The following is a 25482-nucleotide window of genomic DNA, read 5'->3' as shown; positions in this document are numbered from 1 at the left end:
TTGTGCTTTTTGTTGAAAGTTTAAATTGACTTCATTGTGCCTTTCGGCAAAACGGCACTAACTGCTGATTTCTGTACAACGATGTTATTCGATTCATTGAGTGCGATTTCAATGAAATCTTTATCATCACCCACTTTCGTGATTTTGCCCACTAAACCGCCTTGCGTTAACACTTCATCACCTTTTGTAAGAGACGAAACAAGGTTTTTATGTTCTTTTACACGCTTCGCTTGTGGGCGATATAAGAGAAAATAGAAAATCAAACCAAAAACAGCCAACATAATTAACATGCCGAATTCACCACCCGGCTGACCTGCAGAGTCCTGTGCGTATGCACTAGAAATTAAAAAATTCATATAAATCCTCGTTTATTTCGTTTTTATTGTTGTTTTATTTTCCTGTTTAGTGAATACGACATTCATAAAACAAAATGCTAGTGCTAGTCCTCTAAGAGCGGAACTGGCAATCCTTTTTGCGCATAAAATTGTGCCACAAAGTCAGCTAACTCGCCGGCAACAATTGCGTTGCGCAAACCATCCATAATTCGCTGATAATATCTCAAATTATGAATAGTATTTAATCTTGAACCAAGTATCTCATTGCATTTATCTAAGTGATGTAGATATGACCGAGAATAATTTTTACAAGTGTAACAGTCACATTTCTCATCTAAAGGGCCGGTATCAGTCTTGTGCACCGCGTTGCGAATTTTTACAACGCCATCAGTCACAAACAAGTGACCATTACGCGCATTTCTTGTTGGCATCACGCAGTCAAACATATCAATACCGCGACGAACCGCTTCAACGAGATCCTCGGGCTTACCTACGCCCATTAAATAACGTGGTTTGTTTTCTGGGATTTTCGGCGCTGTATGATTGATTATGCGGATCATATCAGCTTTCGGTTCACCCACTGACAATCCACCGATAGCGTAGCCATCAAAGCCAATGTCCTCCAGTCCAGCTAGAGACGTGTCTCGCAAATGCTCATACATACCACCTTGAATAATACCAAACAATGCCGATGGGTTTTCTGCATGGGCATCTTTACTGCGTTGAGCCCAACGCAGAGACATCTCCATTGAATCAGCCGCTTCTTTTTCAGTTGCAGGATACGGTGTACACTCATCAAAAATCATAACGATATCAGAGCCTAATTCGCGCTGAACTTGCATTGACTTTTCAGGTGTCAGTAAGATTTTTTCACCATTAATAGGAGAACGAAAAGTGACACCATGCTCAGTGATTTTGCGTAAATCACCTAATGAAAATACTTGGAAGCCGCCGGAGTCAGTGAGAATGGGTTTATCCCAATTCATGAAATCGTGTAAATCACCGTGCTGTTTGATGATGCTCGTGCCGGGACGCAGCATTAAATGGAATGTGTTTCCAAGACAAATATGTGCACCAGACTCATCAAGTTCTTCTGGCGTCATGCCTTTTACGGTGCCGTATGTACCAACGGGCATAAACGCCGGAGTTTCAACGACACCACGTTCAAATATGAGTTGGCCGCGACGGGCTTTACCGTCTGTAGCCATTAAATTGAATTTCATTTATTAACCTAACCTTGGTGATTCAGTGCACTTGCCATGCCAAAATACGACTGAATCCAACGTTTTCCAAGCTTTGAACATGTTGTAAAAATAAGGGCAACAATGCATATAAGAATGAATAACGCATAATACTTTGTTATACAGTAAACAAACATACGGGCTGCTTACTGTGAATTTGCGCGCGCAGTATAACAAGAAATAGCGTTGGGCTCACGTATTTTTGCGCTCTATAAACATCGCATCACCATAACTAAAAAAGCGATATTCCTCTTGTATTGCTTGGGCATAAGCTTGCATGACATTATCGCGTCCAGCAAAGGCACTAATCAACATCATTAATGTCGATTCAGGCAAGTGAAAGTTTGTCAGCATGGCATCGATCACTTTAAAGTGATAACCCGGATATATAAAAATATTGGTATCCGACATAAATTCGCTGATCAATTCACTGCTAGCCGCCTGAGCAGCTGATTCTATGGAACGCACAGAAGTGGTTCCAACCGCAATCACACGTCCGCCAGCCGCTTTAGTTGCGAGCACTTTGTCAACCACATCTTGAGATACTTCAGCGTATTCAGCATGCATTTGGTGTTCTTCAATGTTATCAACCCTAACTGGTTGAAAAGTACCTGCGCCAACATGCAAAGTAACAAAGGCTAACTCAACGCCTTTTTCTTTTATTCTATTTAAAATCTCAAGGTCAAAATGCAGACCCGCCGTTGGCGCCGCAACGGCACCTGGCCTTTCATTATATACCGTTTGATAGCGTTCTTTATCGGCTTCCTCATCGGGTCTATCGATATAAGGAGGTAACGGCATATGACCAAACTCTTCAAGTAAATCAAATACATTTTTTTCAGTCATAAACTTAATATGAAAAAGTGCATTGTCTCGCCCAAGCATTTCAATTTGTAACCCACCTTCCATCGTGAGTATTGCACCGGACTTTGGCGACTTACTCGACCTAATGTGCGCCATTGCGCTGCCATCATTGAGTATTCTTTCAATGAGTACCTCGACTTTCCCACCAGACATTTTGGTTCCATGTAATCGTGCAGGAATGACTCTGGTGTTATTAAAAATCAATAGATCGTTTGGCTGTAGCAACCCTAAAATGTCAGTAAACTTTTTATGCAAAACTTCCCCAGTATTACCGTCTAGCTGCAGTAAGCGACTTTGAGTTCGTAGCTCTGTTGGATGTTTCGCAATTAAGTGTTCAGGTAAATCAAAATAAAAATCTGATAGCTTCATGGTTCTCTCAAAATCGCTGAATGTCTTTGTCAGTAAGGCGCAAAGTAATCAATCTCGCACCTACCGTATAATATAGAATACCTTCCACTTAGCCCTAATACTTAAAACGCCTGATATTTTTATTCCTTTGGCGTATTCTAATAGTAAGTTCAGAATTAAGTGACGTTCTCCCAAACTAACTTATTACCCAGTTATGCTGGGTATTTTTTTGCCTGTAAATCAGGCTTTGACCAGTTTTTCTGCCTTACAGCCCGAAGAGCGCAACACGAAGGTAATTTTTAAACGCCTCATACGCGCCCTCGATTACGCGCTTTACTTACGCGCTATTAATTACGCGATTAACAAGCACGCCTTTTTCGCTTTGATTCTGGAGTCTATTGCATGTCAGCCAGTATTTCTTCAATATCTTCATACTTAATTTGTTTAATATTGAGTACAAAGACAATTTGTAGCAATAAGTCTGCTCCTAAAATACCCTTATTTATTTTGTTTCGCAGGTTATCTGCGCTTTGATCAACGCCCACAGCGCTCAGTTTATCGCTAAGATCCTGATACTTAATCCCCTTTTTAGATAATTCCGTCTTTAGTAAACGCTGAACCAAGTTGCGCCAGTCACTTGTTTTTGGCTTCATAATACACCTATATATAAGTTACTTTTGTAATGTATAATTCACATTTAAACATTATTTGACCCAAATGTGAAAAAAATATTTGACTTTATTTTTACCTTGTGACTATACTTATGTCAAGTTCGAGGTCAGCCATGTTGTTGAATCAATATTAAGGGTCTATTATAGATGACGACATGGTAAAACACACTTTTAGGAGAAGATGAATGACGTGGGAACTATCACAACTAGCAGAAATTATTTCTGCTCAAGAGGGATATGTAGTTACACACGAAGCAGATTGTTTGCTTATAGCAAATGAAGATGGAATTGATGCCTGGTTGGCAATTAGCGGTGAACAAATACTGGTTGAATCTTTATTGTTCTCGCTAGACGAAGTGAAAGACTCAGCGGCGTTGAACGAGGAGATTTTAAGAACGCATATGATTTTTCCGTTAACCACAATAGGCATCTCTTCAGTTGCAGGAAATCAGTACTACACAGCTTTTGGCTCCTTAAGTGGCCAATCAAAAGAAGAAAGTGTGTTGATCGAAATTTCGACATTATTTCAAAACGTAGAAGCATTTTTAGATGCTTACCAAGATTTTTTAAAATCTAACTAATTAATTGTAAATAACCGGAGATTACCATGTCAGTTTGGAAAAAATTATTTACTGCCGTAAAAGGTACCGCTACTGAAGCAGCGCAAGCGGTTGTTGATACTCAAGCGATTAAAATTCTTGAGCAAGAAATTCGTGAAGCTAAAGATGAACTGCGAAAATCAGACCATGCACGTACACAAATTTTAGCAAAGTGTAAATTATCGCAGCAAAAAGTAGATGGACTAAACAAGTCTATTGGTGAATATGAAGTTCACGCCAGAAAGGCGATTGATACCGACCGCCAACTAGCGCTTGACTGTGCTCAACGTGTATCTGAGTTGCGTGGCCAAGTTGAAACAGAGCAAGCTTATTTGGATCAGTTCACGAAGTCAGAAAAACAACTTGGGGGCAACATAAACCAAGCAAAAAACAACTTACGTCGTTTGGAGCAACAAGTGGATATGATTAAGGCTACGGAATCTGTACAACGGGCTCAAGTGGCCGTTTCGTCTAGTCATTTAGGCGCTAACAGTAAGATGAAAACAGCAACTGAATCACTATCTCGGATTCAAGAGAAGCAGACATTGCGAAGTGCTGAACTTGAGGCCGCTGAAGAACTTGCGCAAGGCGATTCCTCCGATGATCTTGAAAAACGATTGGCTGGAGCAGGTATTAAAGGCGGTTCAGCATCAGCTGACGACGAACTAAGCCGTATACTTGGTAAGTAAGTTAATTGGAAACGGCAGCCTTAGGGTTGCCGTTTTTCGTCGTATCTTAGATTTAAAGGAAAATACTCATTCATGTTACATTGGGTAAGACTCAAAAAACTATGCGTGAAATACTTTTCCGAGCTGCGTTGGTACACTTTAGTAGCAGCGCTTTTATTTTATACAGTCTCCAGTTGGATATTGCTTTTCTTAGCAGGTGAACGTGCCTTTCTAAACGCATCTGACTATTTTTATTGGCTTGTTGTTACCGGCTCAACTGTTGGCTATGGTGATATGTCGCCGTCAACACCGGCAGGTAAGCTAATTGTTGCGTTGTATGTTATTCCGCTTGGGTTAAGTATATTTGCTTTGATCATTGGACGCATTGCGTCATGGGTAAGTGATCAGTGGAGAAGAGGAGCAAGAGGTTTGAAACCGTTAAATGTCTCTAATCATATTTTAATTATCGGTTGGAATGAAAAACGCACTGAACAATTATTAAAATTGTTGATAAAGGAAAAGCGGGATATGCCGGAAAATCCGGATATTGTGCTGTGTGTAAAGGCAGATATTGAAAATCCGCGCCCATCAGAAATTGAATTTGTGCATGTCAGTTCATTTAATCGGGATGAGGATATGGACCGAGCATGCATCGCAACGGCAAAAACAATACTCATCGATAATCCATATGACGACCTCACCTTAACGACAGCGCTATATTGCTCTAAGCGTAACCCTAAAGCGCACAAAGTGGCGTATTTTGAAGATGAAAACTTAGTCGGCTTATTGCAACAGCATTGTCCTGAAGTTGAGTGCACGCCGAGCGTTGCAGTCGAAATGCTCGCAAAGTCAGTATCCGATCCTGGTTCTAGCCTCTTACATCATGATCTATTGGATGTAGAAGAGGGTCAGGCGCAGTTTTCAGTCGAATTACCGGGTAATGTTAGTGACTTGAGTGTTGAAAAGCTGTTCATAGGTCTTAAAAGACAATATAACGCAACATTCATCGGCTATTCGTCGCCACAAAGGGTCAATCAAATATCCGTTAATCCGAATTTCGACGATGTCGTAAAACCTGGTAACAAGGTGTTTTATATAGCAGAACATCGTATCAATAATATTGATTGGAATAGCCTGAACTGATAATAAATAAGAGCTGAAGGAGTTAACTATGTTTGGCAGATTATTTGGAAGAAAAGATAAAGAGCAAGCACATAAACCTGACAGTCCAGAAATCTTGGGCTTGTATTTGGGCGGTTCATTCGAACTCGACCCACTCAAACTAAAATTAATAGAACCAGCCCTCAAGGTAAAAGGTGCTGCAAGCAAGCACCTTATTCAAGCTGTTGGCAAAGTCATACTTGATACTGGCGGCACCATGTTTCGTTTTTATACTGATGATGATGCTTTTTTGCAAGTAATTACTGATGGTGGCGAAACAGAGAATCACATTACCGACGTCAAACTCTGGTACTTTTACGATACCAAGACAGTTGGTTCTGAAACTCAATGGCAAGAATTAATTAACAATGGCATTTCACAGCCCGTGTATTCCTTGGATGGCGACGACTATGAGCGCGTTTGGGATGCAGTTGGCGAGGTATCACCTCCGGTGGCAATGACCGAAACCACTTTCGAACAAGACGGTGATGTTACTACAACAGATCAATTTGTAATGCTTTATGAGAAATCTATTTCAGAAGATGATGTGGAAGCTATGTTAGTATCGGGTGAAGAAAAGATCGTTGGTAATAACCATGACAGATGTTTGGTCATTAGCACCGGTTTTAACTTGTCACCTGCAGATATAATAATAAACGGTTAAGGAAAATAAAATGGACGCAGTACTCAACTCAATCGCCGGATTACAGAATTTCGCTTTATATTTTGTTATCTCTATCGCCCTATTCTTTGTTTTCAAAATTGTCTATGCTTTTGTAACACCGCATGACGAATGGAAATTGGTAAAAGAAGAAAAAAGTACCGCCGCTGCTATTGGTTTTGGTGGCGCAATGATTGGTTTTGCCATTGCATTGTCCGGTGCAGTTAAGAATTCAGAGTTTTTACTCGATTATGCTATTTGGGGTGTGGTTGCAATTGTCGCACAACTGCTCGCATTTGCACTTTTGCGTTTTACCTTCATGCCAAAAATTGCTGAACGAATTCAAAATAATGAAGTATCCGCAGGCGTCATGTTAGGCGCAATGTCAGTTGCTGTAGGCTTGCTTAACGCCGCTTGCATGAGCTACTAAGGAGTAATCCAAATATGCAAACTAACAGTAATCAAAAACGCAGTAGTAACATTGACCTCTCGAGAATGCGCAAGGCATTTTCATTAAAACCGTTGGCTTTGGGTGTTGCCTCTGTGTTGCTCAGTGCTTGTTCTGGTGGAAAAGAAGAGGCCGTCGTATTTAAGAATGTCAATGACTGTGCCGATGCGCTGCCTACTATGGCGCAAAAATGTGAAGCAGCATACAAAGGTGCGTTAGCTGAAGCGGCTAAAACAGCCCCTAAGTACAACAGCAAAAATGATTGTGAATATGAATTTGGTCGCAATCAATGCCAGACATATAACAGTAATGGCAGCTCGATTTTCATGCCCTTGATGGCCGGTTACATGATAGGTAACATGATGTCGCCTCGTCCATATTATCAACCCATGTTTACTTCCTATTCTCGTTATTCATCCTATCGGAATAACTGGGTTGGAGCCGATGGCCGTAACTTTGGTGATTCGAGGAGGAGCAAGCTCAGCGTAAGTCCGAGTGCATTTGATAAAAAACCAGCTATTACTCGCACAATAAGTCGCGGCGGGTTTGGTAGCAGTGTGCGTGCAAAAGCCTCATGGGGCAGCAGAAGTAGCGGCAAAGGCTGGGGTGGCTAAGTGCTGCGACTTCCCATTGATGCGAGAAAAAACTGGCAACAAATGGCGCGTGATTACGGATTTCATTTCCATACTATGCACGGACAAGCTTACTGGGATGAAACCGCTTACTATCAATTTACATTAGAGCAGATAGAAAGAGACCTTGAGTCTCCAACTGAAGAAATCCACCAGATGTGTTTACATGTGGTGGACCTTGTCTCTAAAAGCGAAGAGAGACTGACTCAATTTGCTATACCGAGTGATTACTGGCAAGCAATTGCAGATTCGTGGCAAGCAAAAGAACCCTCTCTTTATTCAAGATTAGACTTGGTATACGACGGACGGTCGCCAGCCAAGCTGCTTGAAAATAATGCAGATACCCCCACCAGTTTGTACGAATCAGGTTTTTGGCAATGGTTGTGGCTTGAAAATAATGTAGACAATAACCAACTCAACAAACGTGCTGACCAATTTAATTCATTGCAAGAAAAGCTCGTTAATCGCTTTAAAGTGATTGCTGATTACTACGGCATTAACTATCTTCACTTCGCTTGTTGCAAAGACACTGATGAGGACCGAGGTACGGTTCAATATTTACAAGACTGTGCTAAAGAAGCAGGTCTCGATGACTACTTTGTTTACATTGAAGATGTAGGACTTGCAGAGAGCGGTGAACTCACCGACTTGCAAGACCAAATTATGTCACATTGCTTTAAACTATATCCGTGGGAGTTTATGCAACGTGAAGAATTTGGCCCTCACGCCTTAAAAGCAAATACTGGCTGGATCGAACCTATATGGAAAAGCGTTCTTTCAAATAAAGCATTGCTACCCCTGTTGTGGCAGGAATTCAAAGGACACCCTAATTTATTACCTGCTTTTTTTGAATCTGATATGGCCAGTATGAATGCGCTACCAGACGTAAAAAAATGGGTTAGAAAACCACTTTATTCTCGTGAAGGTGCAAATATTGATATTTTAGAGAATGGTAAAATGAGCCTCTCATCCGACGGTCCCTATGGCGAAGAGGGCTTTATTTATCAAGCGCATACGCCGTTGCCGAAATTTGCTGATAACTATACCTTAATTGGATCGTGGTTGGTCGATGATGAAGCTGCAGGTATATCGGTACGTGAAGACAAGTCGGCTATTACGCAAGACCTGTCGCGCTATATGCCACATATTATTTTGTAATTTTTAACCAGTAGGATAAATCACATTGAGTGCAGTCAAATCACCAACCTCTTTAAAACGACAACTTATTTGGGTTAGCTATGTCGTTGGTTTTTTAACGGTGATTGAAGCGGTCAACATGCTCAGTGGTCGCTACTTTAATCAGTTTAGTATTTATCCTAGAGAGTTAAGCTACCTAGCCTACATTTTTACAGCACCATTTTTACATGCCAACTTTGCTCACTTTGTATCCAACTTAGTGACCTTAGCTATATTTTCATTATTATTGCTACAATTTGGAGGTAAGCGCTTTATTACCGTGTCTTTTGGGCTCATCGTAATAACCGGCTTACTGGTATGGATGTTTGCTCGGACATCATTTCATTTAGGTGCAAGTGGTATTATTTACGGGTATTTTGGTTACTTAGTATTGGCTGGATTTCTCAGTAAACGCTTCTTTCAAATCATTATCTCGGTGGTTGTTGCATTTTTCTATGGAGGGATGATTTGGGGCGTTTTACCCAGCCAACCCTACATATCTTGGGAGTCACATTTATTTGGTTTTATCGCAGGTCTATGTTTAGCTTGGTATTTACGAAATCATTCGTAATTTGAAGCAAAATCAGCGTGACATTGTCTCGTTTCTTTTTGTACAATTCCATAAATTTTAAAAGAGCAGTCTAATCTACATGTCTGAAACAGCACAAAAACAAACTAAACAAACCGGTTTTTTAGGCAACTTACTATTTAATATTGCTGTCCCGGTTCTAGTAATGAGCTATTTAAGTTCAGACGAGTACCTAGGCCCAGCTTGGAGTATTGTTTTAGCGCTTGCTTTCCCCTTAATCTTTGGTCTGTATGACCTAAAACAGACTAAAAAAGTCAACGCTTTTTCGGTCTTGGGCATTGTTAGCGTGCTGCTTACAGGTGGGATTAGTTTGCTTAAACTTCCCGCTGAATATATTGCGATAAAAGAAGCCGCTATTCCAGGCTTGATTGGCTTAGCCGTCATTATCACGCAGTACAGCAAAAAACCCTTAGTAAAAGCACTGATCCTTAACGAGCAATTGGTTAACTGGCCAAAACTAAATGAAACTTTAGAGGAAAAAGGCGTAACAAGTGAGTTTAATAGCAAGGTTGCAGTTAGTTCATACATTGTCGCAAGCTCGTTTTTCTTATCTTCGGTATTAAATTATTGGCTGGCTAAATGGATATTGGTATCCGAACCAGGCACCACTGCTTATACAGAAGAGTTAGGGCGAATGACTGCGCTAAGTTACCCCGTTATCGTCATTCCTAGTATGATTTTGCTAATATTTGCATTGATGTATCTGTTTAAACAAATTTCTAGTGTCACTGGCGAGCCTATTGAAAGCTTTCTGCATCAGTAGTCTTTCACGGTTCGGTTAACGTATACTTAGGCATCAATGAAAATTAGATGCCTTTTTTATGATAGCCCTAAAAAATTTAAAGAAAAGTTATACTGATGCGGGTGAGCAACACACCATTCTCAACAATATCAACTTGACCATAAACGCAGGTGACAGCATCAGTATTCAAGGTGCCTCAGGGTCAGGAAAGTCGACTCTTTTACATCTTTTAGCTGCGCTGGATAAACCCGATAGTGGGGAAATACTGTTAAACAATTCACAACCGCTAAATCAAGGTAACGACATTACCCAGTTCACTGAAAAGCAAGCGGACGCATATAGACAATTTAGAGTTGGGCTTATCTTTCAAAAGTTCAATTTAATTGACTGTATTACAGTAATGGAAAATGTCACGCTACCGGCCAAAATAACCGGTAAAGTACAAGGCGAATATATTCAAGAATTGTTGGACGCTCTGGATATTCACCGTCATATAAATAAACTCCCCAGCCAACTTTCTGGCGGCGAACAGCAGCGAGTTGCTATTGCCCGAGGATTATCGCATCAACCACCTCTTTTGCTCGCAGACGAACCGACAGGAAACCTGGATAGTAAAAATTCAGACCTTGTTAGTCATCTATTAGTGAATACTTGCAAGAAGCTTAATACCGCGCTTGTGATGGTAACTCACAGTCAAAAAGTAGCATTGTTAACTCAGCAGCAATGGTATTTAGACGATGGTAGGTTGACTCAAATTTAATATGAAATATTGGCCATTTCTTTTTGTTTTATTAAAAAGCTATCGTAATAGCAAATTTAGCCTGAGCATGATGATGGTGTCCCTAATTATTGCGGCTGCCGGCCTAAGTGCGGTGCTGGTAATCAATAGTAGCGCTAAACAAAGCTATAGTAGTGAGCAACAATTTCTAGTCGCAAACGTCACATATACCATTACGTCGACTTCATCCAAGCTAAAACTCAGCAAGCAGGACTATTCAGCTTTAAGAGTAAAAGGCCTTAACCAATTGGTTGCCGTGGCGCAAACAAGGCAGCATGTATACGTAAATAACCAACGTATTACACAAAGACGTATCGATTTCACCGGCATAGACACTTTTTCATTAATTACCCAACCTAGCTTTTCAACCCCAGTACCTTTAGCAGAGCAGAAAGATACCCCTGCAAATTCTGATAATGAGACAAGCAAAGCAACAGATGAAGCCAATCAACTGATTAGGCAATTAAGCTTTAATGAACCCACAGCCATACTGCACCCGCAGTTACTTGAAATGCTAGACGAGGGAATTAGTGCGAACTTTAGCCAACAGTTTACGACGCAATCTGGCAAGCCTTTAGCAGAATTTGTCGCATTTGAAAGCGCCGTGTTAGGTAATGATATCATTATGGACATTGCCGAATTATACCGCCTTTATCCTAGCGCCGAATTGTCGATGTTATTAGTCGTTGGGGACTTAACAAGGGCTCAAGAGGACGCACTTCGGCAGCGCTTACCAGATAACCTCAAATTAACCAGTTCTAATGGCGGTGAGCAGGATTCAGAACTCACCAGCAGCTTCCACTTAAACTTAATGGCAATGGCATTACTGATGTTTGTTGTCTGCCTTTTTATTGTGGTCAACGCCGTTAATTTACTATTAAATTCGAGATTAACGTGGCTTAAAATTTGTCGACAATTAGGTATTTCTAGACGACAACTGTTTGCTGTGCAGTTAATTGAAATTGTATTGCTTACTCTTTTAGCCAGCTTTATTGGGGTTTTATTGGGTATCGAATTAGCAAAATTGGCCTCACCTACCGTACAAGCAACCCTTGAAAATTTGTATTCGGTAGAGGTAGGTTTCGGTGAAGTATCCATTCTTGGATTATTCATCCAAGTATTTGGTATTTGCCTGATTGGCAGTGTCTGCGCAACCTTTATTCCATTAAACAAATTAAATCATCAGTTGGCGCAAACCAAAGATGTGCCCTTATCACTTACTCAACAACGTTTTTGGAATGGCGCCATTTGGCTTAGCTTCGGCCTTTTTGCAGGGACCGCCTACGTCATATTAAATCATGCGCAAGCGCTTTGGTTATTGCTTATCGCCACCGCATTAGTAATTTTATCTGGCTGTTGCTTATTGCTAGCCAATTACCCAAGTATGCTCGCGTTTATTCAACGCTTTATTCCTGACCGGTTTCCATTGTTGCAGCTCAGTTCCAAACAAAGTTTGGCACTATCAGGAAAAACCAAGATTGCGTGTTGTGCGTTTTTTATCGCCGCTACCAGTAACATTGGAATGAATTTAATGGTCGACAGCTTTCGAGGCGCGACCGCAGGGTGGCTTGAGCAACGTTTGGCAGCGAACTATTATGTTTATAATAGCGGTGAGCCTAACATCGCTGAGTTGGCCAAGAACACAGGTGTGAATGTTTCCCAACGATTAGAAAACTATATTTCTTTTCAAGGCAAAGAGATACAGCAGTTTAGCTATCCTACTGATGAGTCTAACCAGCAGGCCATGGCGTTTTATGAGCAAAGCGAAAATGCAAATTTATGGCAGCAATTTGAGCAAGGTAAGGGTGTTTTAGTTAATCAACAGTTTGCGTTTGGTTTTAAGTATAAGGTTAATGATGTAATCGAGCTTCCACATCCATCCACAAGCGAACTATCGTCGTATACTATATTAGGCATTGTTTATGATTTTGGCAGCCCTTACGCCCAAGTGTTAATGCCATTCGACATGTTTGAATTATCAAAATCAAAATGCTGTATCTTTGCATTGCAAGGCACCGAGAGTAAAATTGATTTACTAAGAGAAAAAATGCTCGCACAAGGACTCGATCCAGACATGCAATTACTAAAAACCGAAGACTTACTGGCATTGTCAATGCGAGCTTTTGACGACACCTTTATTATTACCGATGGATTAAACGTCGTCACACTGCTTGTTGCCGCATTATCACTGGCATGCGCTATTATTGTTCTGATGAATGACATTCGGCCACAAAATATGTTGATCCGAAGTATGGGAGTGTCGGCATTCAAGACCCAACTACTGGCTTTATTTCAATACTTATTATTGTGTTTTATTGCATTAATATTCGCGACTCCTTTTGGTATATTATTGAGTTGGATATTAATTGTCGATATCAACTATCAGGCTTTTTCATGGACCTATCCATTGATTATCAACCCACTGAAGATACTTCAAATATATGCAACAAGTTTATTGGTTGTGGCTACCGTTATCGCGATCCCCATTGTTCAAGCCGGAAGAAGGCCACTGATTGAGGATATCCGATGGGTAAATTAATCAAGCTCTTTACATCACTTTTTACATCACTTTTTACATCACTTTTTACATCACTTTTTAGCTTGCTTACCGTTACGTTGCTTGTTGTAACCGTATTTGCGGTGATCGTGTTTGCTAGCGGTGGTACCGATGAGGCATCGAGTAATATCAAGGCGCTGTTTTCTAACCTAAAAAACACCGAGCTAGCCGCTGGAGATGAAACTTCGCAACAACCGTTTGGGAGAGGTTTCAGCGCATCTGATCCACAAAACTTAGGTCAGGTTGCCGATCCAAATTATGTCATCACGTTTCCCAAAGACCATTATTCGCATGATTCATTTGACATCGAGTGGTGGTATTTAACTGCAAACTTGCAAGATGATGAAGGCAACGATTATGGTTTGCAATGGACGCTGTTTCGCTTTCGAAATCCAAATGTAAAGCTTAATAAAAGCCAGCAAACAAGTCTAAAGCATAGCATTGATGACAATAGCTTACTGTTTGAAGACAACCCCAAAGCAGAAGAATCAGATTGGAGCAACGAACATATTTATATGGCACATGCTTCTGTTCATAGTATATCCAAACATTGGTTTTCAGAGAAGTTTGCGCGAGGAAATGTCGGTAATGCGGGTGTACAACAAACACCATTCAAATTATTTATTGATGATTGGCAATGGCAAAGTCCCACTGCAGGATTATTGCCCTCGAACCTGACTTTTACCACTAAACTAATTAGTAATAATGCAAGTGGTAATAGTGCAAATGACAAGAGCGTAAACAGTAACACCGATTCTTATCTCAATGTTCAACTCAATTTATCCAACACGGGTCCTTTCGTTTTGCAAGGGCAAGGTGGTTACAGTATAAAGTCGGCTAATGGCAAACACGCGTCTCACTACTATAGTGCACCCTTTATAGAGGTTGAAGGAACATTTACACAGCGTGACAGTGGCAAGCAGATAGCGGTCAATGGTAATGCCTGGTTTGATCAAGAATGGACTTCGCAGTTGCTTGATCAAGCGACCTTGGGCTGGGATTGGTTGTCACTACACCTAGACAATGGCGATAAAATTATGGCCTTTCAAATGCGTTTGCAAGACCAAGCTGATTATATTACCGGCACATACATTAATGCTAATGGCTCAACAACAGCCTTAATGCCATCCGATATAGAACTGAATGCACTTGAGTTAACATCTGTTGGTAACAAAAAACTGCCGTTGTATTGGCAACTCGAGGTTAAAAGTAAGGGCGTAAAAGTTAGTATTAAAGCAACCAAGAACGACCAATGGAACCCAGCGTTAATTGCTTATTATGAGGGTACTGTTGCTGTTAGCGGGACTCATAGCGGTAAAGGGTTTCTGGAATTAACAGGTTATTAATAGAGTTTCTATCAATAAAGAAATTGTCCCGCACCATCAAAAAAAATACGTGTTATGCATTGATATATTTACCAAACAGCACTACTTGTTTGCGTAGGAGTCGCGAATTGTTCGCTAGCGATAGCAAGAAGAAACACGCGACGTATTTTGTTATTCGTTGGCACCAACATTGCGATTATTACGGGTAAATATATAAACTATTTTCAAGCCACCCGCCGCTTGAACAACGAATTAAGGCGCTTGAACAAGCGCCTTAAAATACCTATTCGGTATCGCCTAAAAACTCGAACATCTTTTTAGCTATATCAGTGTTATTCAAGTTACCAGCAAATGCTTGTGAACCTAAGCCAAACGCATAAACTTCGACATCAACGCCGGTATGACCTGACGTTGTCCAACCCGTATTGGTGCGTTTATCTAAGATAGACTTTAATACACTCTCGCGCTCTGCAGGCTTCATATCACTTGACATACCACTGATAAGATTTTTTTCATCACCATTCAATGCAAAGCCAAACATGTCTTCAACATATAAGGCCATATCCTCTTCATCGGTGATTTTTTCAGACATGACTGTTACCGATGCCTTCATGTTTTGAATAAATTCAGGACTCCAACGATAGTCGCCATCCGCACCTATTGTTAGACCCCCTGTGCTGTGATCAGCAGTAAGCACAACCAATGTGTCTGGATGCATATCGACATAGTTTTTCAGCAACTTTATCGTTTGTTCTAAGTCTTCCATTTCGCCCATCGCTGAAGCGATATCATTAGCATGCCCTGCCCAATCAACTTGGCTCGCCTCGACCAGTAAAAAATAACCATTAACATTCTCTAATTGCGATATCGCACTTTCGGTTAATACCGAGAGTCGATGAGGATTAGTGTCATCTAATGCTTTAGACAATCCTTTATCAGCAAACAAACCCAAGGTTGGTCTACCTTTTGGTAATGCTAACAAGTCAGTGTAGGAATCAGCATATTGATAGCCTAGGGCCTTAAATTCACTAACCAGGTTACGGTCATCACGAATAAAATAGCTCCAACCACCGCCTAACATTACATCTGCGACATTCTTGTTGTTGATACGATCATCAAGAAAAGAATCGGCGATTTCATTATAATTATTTCGAGATTCGTTATGTGCAACATATGCCGCAGGTGTTGCATGCACAATTTGTGAAGTCACTGCGACGCCTGTCTTTTTACCTACTTTTTTAGCACGTTGTAGAACACTTTCTAAGGGGTTTTTATCGACATCTAAGCCAATTGCACCATTATATGTTTTGATGCCAGCAGACAGTGCAGTTGCACTCGCTGCTGAGTCAGTTATATAACCAGACACGGACGCTGGGTAGGTTCGTGCTGTCCCGACTAAGAAAGGATCAAACGCGGTAAGCTCAACCATTGGTGTATTTGGATCATCTTTATATAAGCGATAAGCAGTTGTGTAAGCAGGTCCCATTCCATCAGAAATGACCATAATAATGTTTTTCGGGGTGGTTACGTTTGTTTGAACATCACCCATATCTTGTTGTTTGGTGGCTGTGCAAGCTGCGCTAAACAGGGTAACTGCCGCAACCATACTGATTGTATAAAGATTTTTTGTGACCATGTGACTTAATAACCTCTGAAAAATTCACAACACCATGAATTTATTGTGCTTTACCACTCAATTTACAATGTCTATATAAAGGGACAGCGGAGAATTGTATAACTCCAGTGAACACTTTTGCTGCAAAGAAAATACCGATACTTCGGCTCGAATAACAAACATCCTAACTTATCCCTTAAATATAACGCTTATCATGCTCAAATGCCAAACACAAAATTGCTTTCTTTATGGCACTAAACATCATGTTACTGGGCATCAGGTCGGTAAATATGAGTATTATTAACATGCTTTTTTTGCCTGATGTGGCTCTAAAATTTATCAGTTAATGAGATAACTTTACATTATCTAACAGACTAAAAGGACCGATCCCCCGCTTTTAGTACATCACTCAAAACTATAGGCATTATCATAAGACTTATTCGGCGCTCAATTATATTGATTTACTACGGATATAAATACAATTAAAAAACATAATATTCATAGGCTTATAATTAATACCGACTGTAGGCTCACCCAACCGGTAAACCCTCTATTCATATAGTGAATAACTAAAATAAGTTTCATACTGTTTTTTTATTCATCATTGCAACATAGGATGGATATGTATTCACCGATAAGCAGGTGACTAAGCGAAGTTACTTACTCTGCTTAAAAGCTTAAGTTACCCACTTTAAACAAGAGCAATCGGCAAGTTTTAATAAGTAACTGATAATAGCGAACAAAATTAACGACGCGGTGTAGTGTCACCAATTTCAATATCTTCACACAACATGAAGATGGTTAAGAAATGGCAAAAGAGGAAAACAATATGTCACAGTATCAACAAGACTTAGAAAACATGGCGAAATTAAAAGCCTCTCAAGGCACAGCATGGAATGCAATTAGCCCTGAATATGCAGCGAGAATGAAAACCCAAAACAGATTCACAACTGGGTTAGACATCGCAAAATATACTGCCGGCATTATGCGCACCGATATGGCTGAATATGACGCCGACTCAAGCCAATATACGCAATCTCTCGGCTGCTGGCATGGTTTCATAGGCCAGCAAAAAATGTTATCAGTAAAAAAACATCAAGGCACAACAGCTAAAAGCTACCTTTACTTATCAGGCTGGATGGTCGCTGCATTGCGTTCCGAGTTTGGTCCATTGCCAGACCAGTCAATGCACGAAAAAACGTCAGTTCCGTCGCTAATAGAAGAATTGTATACATTTTTACGTCAAGCCGATGCCAGAGAGCTAGGTAAGCTTTTTGACCAACTTGATAAAAACAGAGCTCAAGGCCTAGATACACATGATATTCAAGCGCAAATAGATAATTTTGAAACTCACGTGGTTCCCATTATTGCTGACATTGATGCTGGTTTTGGTAATGAAGAAGCTACCTATTTGCTAGCCAAGAAAATGATTGAAGCCGGCGCTTGCTGTATTCAAATTGAAAACCAAGTGTCTGACGCTAAACAATGCGGCCATCAAGATGGTAAAGTAACCGTTCCACATGAAGACTTTTTAGCCAAGATTAATGCTGTACGATATGCATTCCTTGAGTTAGGTGTCGATGACGGCGTTATTGTTGCGCGCACAGATTCCTTGGGCGCAGGTTTAACTCAGAAAATCCCAGTGTCAAGTAGTGAGGGCGATCTAGCTGCTCAGTACAATGCCTTTTTAGAAACAACGCCAGTCAACTCCATTGATGAATTAAGCAACGGCGACACTGTTATGAAATTGGACGGTAAGCTGGTTAAACCGCTACGCTTACCAAATGGACTATATAAGTTTAAAGACAACACCGGTTTTGATCGTGTAGTACTTGATTGTATAACGTCACTACAAAACGGTGCTGACTTGTTATGGATTGAAACTGAAAAGCCACATGTTGGTCAAATTGGCGACATGGTTCGAGCAATCCGTGAAGTAACACCGTCAGCTAAACTGGTTTACAATAATAGCCCGTCATTTAACTGGACATTAAGTTTCCGCCAACAAGTATTTGATACATGGCTGGAAGAAGGTAAAGATGTCAGCGCTTATGACCGTGCTGCTTTGATGTCAGCGAGTTATGACAACGCTGAAATTGCGCTGGAAGCTGACGAAAAAATACGCACATTCCAAGCTGATGCTGCACGTGAAGCTGGTATTTTCCATCACTTAATTACATTACCGACTTATCATACTGCAGCGTTATCGACTGACAACCTTGCAAAGGGCTACTTCGGTGATGAAGGCATGTTAGCTTATGTTAAAGGTGTTCAGCGTCAAGAACTTCGTCAAGGTTTAGCTTGTGTTAAACACCAAGCAATGGCTGGTTCTGACTTAGGCGACACACACAAAGAATATTTTTCAGGCGAACAAGCATTAAAAGCGTCTGGTGACGACAATACGATGAACCAATTCGATGTTGTTGATTAATATTCTTTTTTTTAAACATAGGGTTTGATGTGACGCAACGTTAACATCGAACAAAACAACGACTCTTGTTCAGCGCCCTTCGGGGCGTTTTTTTGTCTTTAGATGTTAAAAATCGATGATACAAATCAAATTAATCACGATTCCCCTACCAAGGTATTATCAATCTTTTGTCGTTTGTGGTTGTATGATCAATAAGAAATTATTATCATTTACGTGAATGAGCTTTACAACTTAATTTCACTTCTGAATTTGTACACCCTTTTTATACCATTGACATTGGAATTAACATATTGAATATCGCAAAAGTCGACCTGAATCTATTAGTTTACTTAGATGTTTTATTAAGAGAAGGCAGCGTCACCAAGGCGGCTAACCAACTTAGTATTACCCAACCAGCGATGAGCAATGGCTTAAAGCGACTGCGAGATTTATTTAAAGATCCATTGTTAGTCAGAACTAGCGATGGCATGACCCCAACCAAACGCGCGTTGGAATTACAGCCCATTATTCGTGACGTATTGAGTAAATTAGAGTCCTGCATTCAACCTGACATTGAGTTTAGTCCTGCAACGAGTGTACGTACGTTTAGAATTATGACCAGCGATTACGCTGAATCAACATTGCTGCTTGAACTCATTGGCAGACTTGCAGTTTTAGCACCCAATATTAGCTTAGATCTGATAACACCAAGTGATGTGACATTTCACGATGTAGAGCAAGGCAAAGTCGACATGGCGATAAATCGCTTCGAAGAATTACCTCTGTCGTTCCATCAAAAAGTTATTTGGTACGATTCATTTTCATGCGTTATCGGCAGTGACCACCCCATGAGACATAATTTTGATCTAGCAGCTTATTTGAAAGGTCAGCATATTTGGGTCAGTAAAACAGGCTTTGGCGTTGGCGTTGGCATTGACCCCAACGAAGTTCAAAAGCTAGGTTGGGTTGATGCTGAGCTTACTAAAATAGGAAAACAGCGAGAAATCCGAGTTTTTACACGTCATTATCACGCAGCACTGCAGTTAACTAAAACACAAAACCTGATAGCAACATTACCCACTAAAGCAGCCAAAATATTTAAAGATGATCCCAGTATTATTGTTGTCGAGCCTCCTTTCGATATTCCGCCCATTGCATTGAAGATGGCTTGGAGTGCTTTATTACATCATGATGCCGGACATATTTGGTTACGAAGACTAATTACTGACGTAGCCAACGTAATGAATAGTGAGCCACAGCCCTAAAGGGAATATTAGCAGACCCGCATTCACAGTATCTATAACAAACATATTATACATAAACTAAAAAACTGCCGCGATATTCCCTAAACTGTATTAAACAAAATAACGGAGTATGCCAATGTCAACGATTTCAGCAAAGACGACAAGTCCATCTGGTAACAACGGAACCAGCGCATCACGTGTTAATGAGCAGACGACTGCACAAAGATACGTGACAAAAGGCAAACTATCAGTGGCCAGCGAATTGCTTGATTTTATAGAATCAAGTGCGCTGCCCAATTCGCAAATTGAGCCAACCGTGTTTTGGCAAGGTTTCGAACAAGTCCTTGAAAACTTAATGCCACTAAACAAAGCATTGTTGAGAGAACGTGAAACCTTACAACAACAAATTAATGATTTTCATTGTAATGAGCCGAACGCGTCGGCTGATGAATATAAAACTTTTTTGAGCAACATCGGTTACTTGCAAGCAGCCCTTACTCCTAGACCAATAGCAACAAAACATGTTGACCCTGAAATAGCCACTATGGCTGGGCCACAGCTTGTTGTGCCAATTAACAATGCTAGATATGCACTGAATGCCGTTAATGCTCGCTGGGGGAGTCTTTATGACGCATTGTATGGCACTGATGTTATTTCAGATGCTGATGGTGCAGAAGCAAAAGGTCAATACAACCCGATCCGTGGTAATAAGGTAATTTTAAAAGCCAGAGAGTATCTTGACAGCATTTTACCATTGGTTAGCGGCAGCCACGTTGGGAGTCTGCAATACCAACTCAATGATAGCGGCTTGTTAGTCACACTAGCTGATGGCAATAAGACGACGTTACAAGACCCAACTCAGTTGGTTGGCTTTCAAGGCAAAATAGACAACCCGCTCGCGATCGTCGTCTGTCATAACGGCTTACATGCCGAAATACAGTTTGATAACTCGCACCCCATCGGTAAAACAGATCCGGCCACAGTAAAAGACATTGCGCTAGAATCCGCTTTAACAACTATTATGGATTGTGAGGATAGCGTGGCAGCTGTTGACGCTGAAGATAAAACATTGGTTTATCAGAATTGGTTAGGATTGATGCAAGGAAGCTTACAGATCCAACTTATCAAAGGAGATAAAACCTTTACGCGAAGCATGAATCCAGACCGTGAATATCAAACGCTGGCAAATGAACGCATTACACTTTCAGGTAGAAGCCTAATGTTTATTCGCAACGTTGGTCACTTAATGACCAATAACGCCATTTTATTTGAAGGTGAAGAAATTCCGGAAGGTATAATGGATGCGATGATTACATCGTTAATTGCTAAACATGACTTGCTTAACAATAGCATGTTTAAAAATGCCAAAGAAAACAGTATTTATATTGTCAAACCGAAAATGCATGGTCCCGATGAAGTTGCCTTTACGAATCGATTATTTAGCAGCGTAGAACAAGTACTCGATTTGCCCAAGAACACCATAAAAATAGGGATTATGGATGAAGAGCGCAGAACCAGTCTCAATTTAGGTGCCTGTATTGAAGCCGCGAATGAGCGTGTCGTATTCATTAATACGGGTTTTTTAGACCGTACGGGTGATGAAATACATACGTCTATGCTAAAGGGTGCATTTGCACCTAAAGCGGAAATAAAGGCACGTCCTTGGCTGCATGCTTACGAGCTAGCTAACGTAGCTACAGGACTCAATTTTGGGCTATCTGGTAGAGCACAAATCGGTAAAGGTATGTGGCCAATTCCAGAACAAATGGCCAACATGATGGCTGTTAAAATTGGACACCCACAAGCTGGCGCAAACACGGCATGGGTTCCCTCTCCTACTGCAGCCACGTTACATGCCTTACATTACCATCAAATTAATGTATTTGAGCAGCAGAAAAGCATAATAAATGATAAGCAAAACTCGCATTTGACTTACATCGATAGCATATTAGAAATCCCTTTAATGGCCGAAGATGCAGAATTAAGTTCACCACAAGTCACACGAGAGCTTGATAACAATGTACAGGGTATTTTGGGATACGTGGTGCGTTGGGTACATCAGGGTATCGGTTGTTCAAAAGTACCCGATATAAACGGTGTTGGTTTAATGGAAGATCGCGCAACGTTAAGGATAAGTAGTCAACATATTGCCAACTGGCTTGAACATGGGATCGTAACTACTCAGCAAGTTAATGAGTCATTACAACGAATGGCAATACTAGTTGATAGTCAAAATGAAAATGATGCCGAATACATTCCGATGTTGCCTGACTTAGCCGATTCAATTGGGTTTCAAGCTGCCAAGGACCTTATCTTCTTAGGCAAAGAACAGCCCTCAGGTTATACCGAGCCATTGTTACATGCTCGTCGTAGAGAAATGAAGGCTAGACTTAAAAACCTTAAGATATAAAAATAACTTACATAAAAGGTCTGCTTTTATGTAATTGAACTGTTGACCCAACTGGTTTACCACAGTAGAGTTGGAACATCGAAAGAAAATTCTTTAAAAAGGGGCAGATATGAAAATTTTATCATCAAAAAATCAATATTCTTTGATTTCTATGCTGCTGCTATTACTCTTGGCGAACTTATTGCACGGGTAAGTTTTATAGTTAATATACAAAAAAACCCGTGCAAAGCACGGGTTTTTTGTTTTATACCCCAGTAAAATGTGGATCAGATTCGAATAAGTGCGTCGCTAATGTCGCGATAACAAGCAACCGGTCAAATGAATAAAAGGCAAATACCATGACTAGAGTCAAGCAGGGCAATCAGCAAGTCATTATTTTTGACACCACCTTACGTGATGGAGAGCAGGCACTACCCGCGAGCCTGAATGTAAAAGACAAGCTACAAATTGCGCTGATGCTCGAAAAACTCGGCGTTGATATAATAGAAGCTGGTTTTCCAGTTTCATCACCTGGTGATTTTAAAGCCGTTCAGTCAATTGCAAAGGAAATCAAAAACTCGACTGTTTGTGGTCTATCCAGAGCACTAGAAAAAGACATTGATGCCTGTGGCCAAGCATTAAGCGTGGCTGACCATTTTCGTATACATACCTTTATCGCAACATCTGATATCCATGTGAATACAAAACTGCGCAAATCACAAGATGAAGTGGTTGAAATGGCGGTCAACGCGATTAAACATGCACGTAAGTATACTAACGATGTCGAGTTTAGCTGTGAAGATGCCGGCCGAACGCACATTGATTATTTGTGCCGCATGGTTGAATCGGCTATTAACGCTGGTGCAACGACAGTTAATATTCCAGATACAGTGGGCTATACAACACCAACCGAGTTTGGTGGCATTATTAGCAACTTATTTAATCGCGTTCCGAATATCGACAAAGCCATTATATCTGTGCATTGCCACAACGATTTAGGCCTAGCGGTGGCTAACTCATTAGCGGCCGTAGAACAAGGTGCTCGCCAAGTTGAATGCACGGTTAATGGAATTGGTGAAAGAGCGGGCAACTGCTCGCTTGAAGAAATTGCGATGATCCTACAAACCCGCTATGCCATGCTTGGTTTATCAACAAACATCCAGTCGCAAGAGATTTATAAAGCCTCAAAGTTGGTCAGTAACCTGTGCAATATGCCAGTGCAAGCAAATAAAGCAATTGTGGGGGCAAATGCATTTAGTCATTCCTCAGGTATTCATCAAGATGGCGTGCTTAAAGGCCAAAATACCTATGAGATCATGACGCCAGAAAGCGTTGGAATTAATAAAAATCGACTTAACTTAACGTCGCGTTCGGGCCGACACGTAATCAAGCATCGTTTAGGCGAACTTGGTTATCGAACAGATGAATATGACTTGGATGCTATTTACGATGCTTTTTTACGTTTAGCTGATAAAAAAGGACAAGTGTTTGATTACGACTTGGAAGCACTTCTGTTTTTCGACCAACAAAAACATGACCATGCTCATTATCACTTAGATTATTTGCAGGCTAACTCAGGTCGTAACATAATCCCAAGCGCGACGGTGCGCCTGAAAGTGGGCGACCAAATTATCACTGAGTCTGCGGTAGGAAATGGTCCGGTGGATGCTGCATATAATGCTATTATGAAGGTAGTAAAAGACCATAAGATTGACATTGTCGATTTTAAATTGGATTCAAAAGGTGAAGGTGCTGATGCACTCGCTCAAGTGAGTGTGGTTGCAGAATATAATGGCCGACGTTTTAATGGTATTGGCCTAGCTACCGATATCGTCGAGTCAGGTGTTCGCGCATTAATATTTGTATTAAACAATACTTACCTAGCCGACCAAATTGACGAACAAAAACAACAACAAGAACATATTACCGGAGTTTAGAATGGCCACATATCATATTGCAGTTTTACCCGGGGACGGTATTGGTCCTGAAGTGATGGAGCAAGCGAATCGTGTTTTAGACGCGGTATGCCATAAGTTTGATATTACACTAGAGCGCACAACTTATCCGGTAGGTGGCTTTGCGATTGATCATCATGGTGAGGCACTACCCAAGGCAACCCTTGAAGGTTGCGAACAAGCTGATGCGATTTTGTTTGGTTCAATTGGTGGCCCTAAATGGGACAGCCTGCCTTTAGAGCAGCGCCCAGAGCGCGCCGCTTTGTTAAAGCTGCGCAGCCATTTCGATCTATTTAGTAATTTACGTCCAGCAAAAATTTATGCAGGACTTGCGCATTTATCCCCATTGCGCATTGATATCGCACAGTCAGGCGTGGACGTTTTAGTCATCCGTGAACTTACCTCAGGTATATACTTTGGCCAGCCTAAAGGGCTTGAAGGCGAAGGTGAAGAGCAGTTTGCTTTCGATACCATGCGTTATTCAAAACGTGAAATTCGTCGTATCGCTATTAGTGCATTTGAAGCGTCAATGAAAAGAAGTAAAAAAGTCACCTCTGTAGACAAAGCAAATGTGCTGGTATGCAGTCGGCTATGGCGTGAAGTGGTTGAAGAAGTCGCAAACGATTATCCACAAGTCACGCTTGAACATATTTACATTGATAATGCGACAATGCAGCTTATCTGCGATCCGGCGCAATTCGACGTCATGTTATGTTCCAATTTGTTTGGTGATATCATTAGTGACGAATGCGCAATGTTAACCGGCTCAATGGGTCTATTACCCTCGGCTAGTATCAATGGCGCGGGCTTTGGTATGTATGAACCCGCAGGCGGCTCTGCTCCTGACATTGCGGGCAAAGGTATTGCCAACCCAATAGCTCAAATTCTGTCAGCATCGATGATGTTGCGATACAGTTTAGGCGAAATTGCCGCAGCCGATGCAATTGATGCTGCCGTTGTTAAAACACTTGAAGATGGTGTGTTAACTGCAGAATTAATGCCTAAAAAAGAACGTAATAATGCTTGCTCTACCGCAGATGTAGGCACTTATATTTTACAACAAATCTCTTAATG

At 40.9% G+C, this 25482-nt stretch carries 22 protein-coding genes; 17 read left to right on the top strand and 5 right to left on the bottom strand.

Going from position 1 to position 25482, the window contains the following annotated elements; translation table 11 throughout:
• Window positions 1-20 precede the first annotated feature (20 nt).
• The 4 genes from yajC to CXF81_RS10945 all read right to left on the bottom strand — a co-directional run bounded on the left by yajC (window position 21) and on the right by CXF81_RS10945 (window position 3441).
• On the bottom strand, window positions 21-356 hold the full coding sequence (yajC, locus tag CXF81_RS10960) for a preprotein translocase subunit YajC (RefSeq protein ID WP_101181392.1): 336 nt from the start codon (window positions 354-356) through the stop codon (window positions 21-23).
• An 83-nt stretch (window positions 357-439) separates the two neighbouring features.
• On the bottom strand, window positions 440-1558 hold the full coding sequence (gene tgt, locus CXF81_RS10955) for a tRNA guanosine(34) transglycosylase Tgt (protein WP_101181391.1): 1119 nt from the start codon (window positions 1556-1558) through the stop codon (window positions 440-442).
• A gap of 210 nt (window positions 1559-1768) precedes the next feature.
• Entirely contained in the window at window positions 1769-2809 is a 1041-nt protein-coding gene (gene queA / locus CXF81_RS10950) for a tRNA preQ1(34) S-adenosylmethionine ribosyltransferase-isomerase QueA (protein ID WP_101181390.1), read from the bottom strand.
• A gap of 374 nt (window positions 2810-3183) precedes the next feature.
• The gene (locus CXF81_RS10945) at window positions 3184-3441 is read right to left on the bottom strand and encodes a DUF6471 domain-containing protein (RefSeq protein ID WP_101181389.1); all 258 of its coding nucleotides are present in this window, start codon (window positions 3439-3441) and stop codon (window positions 3184-3186) included.
• Between the two features lie 203 nt (window positions 3442-3644).
• Here CXF81_RS10945 and CXF81_RS10940 point away from each other — a divergent pair, with 203 nt between their 5' ends.
• The 12 genes from CXF81_RS10940 (at window position 3645) to CXF81_RS10885 (ending at window position 14816) form a co-directional block, all read left to right on the top strand.
• Entirely contained in the window at window positions 3645-4040 is a 396-nt protein-coding gene (locus tag CXF81_RS10940; RefSeq protein ID WP_101181388.1) for a DUF2170 family protein, read from the top strand.
• Between the two features lie 26 nt (window positions 4041-4066).
• Complete coding sequence (locus CXF81_RS10935; protein ID WP_101181387.1) at window positions 4067-4747, top strand: PspA/IM30 family protein; 681 nt, start codon at window positions 4067-4069, stop codon at window positions 4745-4747.
• A gap of 72 nt (window positions 4748-4819) precedes the next feature.
• Window positions 4820-5869, top strand: a complete 1050-nt coding sequence (locus CXF81_RS10930; protein ID WP_101181386.1) for a potassium channel family protein — start codon at window positions 4820-4822, stop codon at window positions 5867-5869.
• A 28-nt stretch (window positions 5870-5897) separates the two neighbouring features.
• Entirely contained in the window at window positions 5898-6551 is a 654-nt protein-coding gene (locus CXF81_RS10925; RefSeq protein ID WP_101181385.1) for a YjfK family protein, read from the top strand.
• A gap of 10 nt (window positions 6552-6561) precedes the next feature.
• Window positions 6562-6978, top strand: coding sequence for a DUF350 domain-containing protein (locus CXF81_RS10920; protein ID WP_101181384.1), 417 nt, complete (start codon window positions 6562-6564; stop codon window positions 6976-6978).
• 14 nt (window positions 6979-6992) lie between these two features.
• Window positions 6993-7610: a DUF1190 domain-containing protein gene (locus CXF81_RS10915; RefSeq protein ID WP_101181383.1), complete on the top strand. Its 618-nt coding sequence runs from the start codon at window positions 6993-6995 to the stop codon at window positions 7608-7610.
• Window positions 7611-8786 (top strand): glutathionylspermidine synthase family protein, encoded by a 1176-nt coding sequence (locus CXF81_RS10910; RefSeq protein ID WP_101181382.1) that lies wholly within the window; start codon window positions 7611-7613, stop codon window positions 8784-8786.
• Between the two features lie 25 nt (window positions 8787-8811).
• Window positions 8812-9375 carry a rhomboid family intramembrane serine protease gene (locus CXF81_RS10905; protein WP_101181381.1) on the top strand — a complete coding sequence of 188 codons (564 nt, stop codon included), beginning with the start codon at window positions 8812-8814 and terminating at the stop codon, window positions 9373-9375.
• A 79-nt stretch (window positions 9376-9454) separates the two neighbouring features.
• Window positions 9455-10156, top strand: a complete 702-nt coding sequence (locus CXF81_RS10900; RefSeq protein ID WP_101181380.1) for a VC0807 family protein — start codon at window positions 9455-9457, stop codon at window positions 10154-10156.
• Window positions 10157-10214: 58 nt separating this feature from the next.
• The gene (locus tag CXF81_RS10895) at window positions 10215-10895 is read left to right on the top strand and encodes an ABC transporter ATP-binding protein (protein ID WP_101181379.1); all 681 of its coding nucleotides are present in this window, start codon (window positions 10215-10217) and stop codon (window positions 10893-10895) included.
• Between the two features lies 1 nt (window position 10896).
• Window positions 10897-13452: an ABC transporter permease gene (locus tag CXF81_RS10890; RefSeq protein ID WP_232771892.1), complete on the top strand. Its 2556-nt coding sequence runs from the start codon at window positions 10897-10899 to the stop codon at window positions 13450-13452.
• The gene (locus CXF81_RS10885; protein ID WP_101181378.1) at window positions 13440-14816 is read left to right on the top strand and encodes a lipocalin-like domain-containing protein; all 1377 of its coding nucleotides are present in this window, start codon (window positions 13440-13442) and stop codon (window positions 14814-14816) included. Before CXF81_RS10890 ends, CXF81_RS10885 begins: the two co-directional genes overlap by 13 nt.
• A 262-nt stretch (window positions 14817-15078) precedes the next feature.
• Here the strand turns inward: CXF81_RS10885 and CXF81_RS10880 are convergent, their stop codons facing one another.
• Window positions 15079-16431, bottom strand: a complete 1353-nt coding sequence (locus CXF81_RS10880) for an alkaline phosphatase (protein ID WP_101181377.1) — start codon at window positions 16429-16431, stop codon at window positions 15079-15081.
• 808 nt (window positions 16432-17239) lie between these two features.
• Between CXF81_RS10880 and CXF81_RS10875 the strand changes: the two genes are divergently transcribed.
• The 5 genes from CXF81_RS10875 to leuB all read left to right on the top strand — a co-directional run bounded on the left by CXF81_RS10875 (window position 17240) and on the right by leuB (window position 25480).
• Window positions 17240-18841: an isocitrate lyase gene (locus tag CXF81_RS10875; protein WP_101181506.1), complete on the top strand. Its 1602-nt coding sequence runs from the start codon at window positions 17240-17242 to the stop codon at window positions 18839-18841.
• A 290-nt stretch (window positions 18842-19131) separates the two neighbouring features.
• Window positions 19132-20085 carry a LysR family transcriptional regulator gene (locus CXF81_RS10870; protein WP_101181376.1) on the top strand — a complete coding sequence of 318 codons (954 nt, stop codon included), beginning with the start codon at window positions 19132-19134 and terminating at the stop codon, window positions 20083-20085.
• Window positions 20086-20200: 115 nt separating this feature from the next.
• A complete protein-coding gene (locus tag CXF81_RS10865) occupies window positions 20201-22474 on the top strand; it encodes a malate synthase G (RefSeq protein WP_232771891.1) in 2274 nt (757 codons plus the stop codon).
• 338 nt (window positions 22475-22812) lie between these two features.
• The gene (gene leuA, locus CXF81_RS10860) at window positions 22813-24390 is read left to right on the top strand and encodes a 2-isopropylmalate synthase (RefSeq protein WP_101181375.1); all 1578 of its coding nucleotides are present in this window, start codon (window positions 22813-22815) and stop codon (window positions 24388-24390) included.
• A 1-nt stretch (window position 24391) separates the two neighbouring features.
• Entirely contained in the window at window positions 24392-25480 is a 1089-nt protein-coding gene (leuB, locus tag CXF81_RS10855) for a 3-isopropylmalate dehydrogenase (protein WP_101181374.1), read from the top strand.
• Window positions 25481-25482 lie beyond the last annotated feature (2 nt).

The sequence above is a fragment of the Glaciecola sp. 33A genome (genome assembly GCF_002836745.1).
GTDB lineage: Bacteria > Pseudomonadota > Gammaproteobacteria > Enterobacterales > Alteromonadaceae > Glaciecola.
This window is presented reverse-complemented; position numbering and strand designations above follow the sequence as displayed.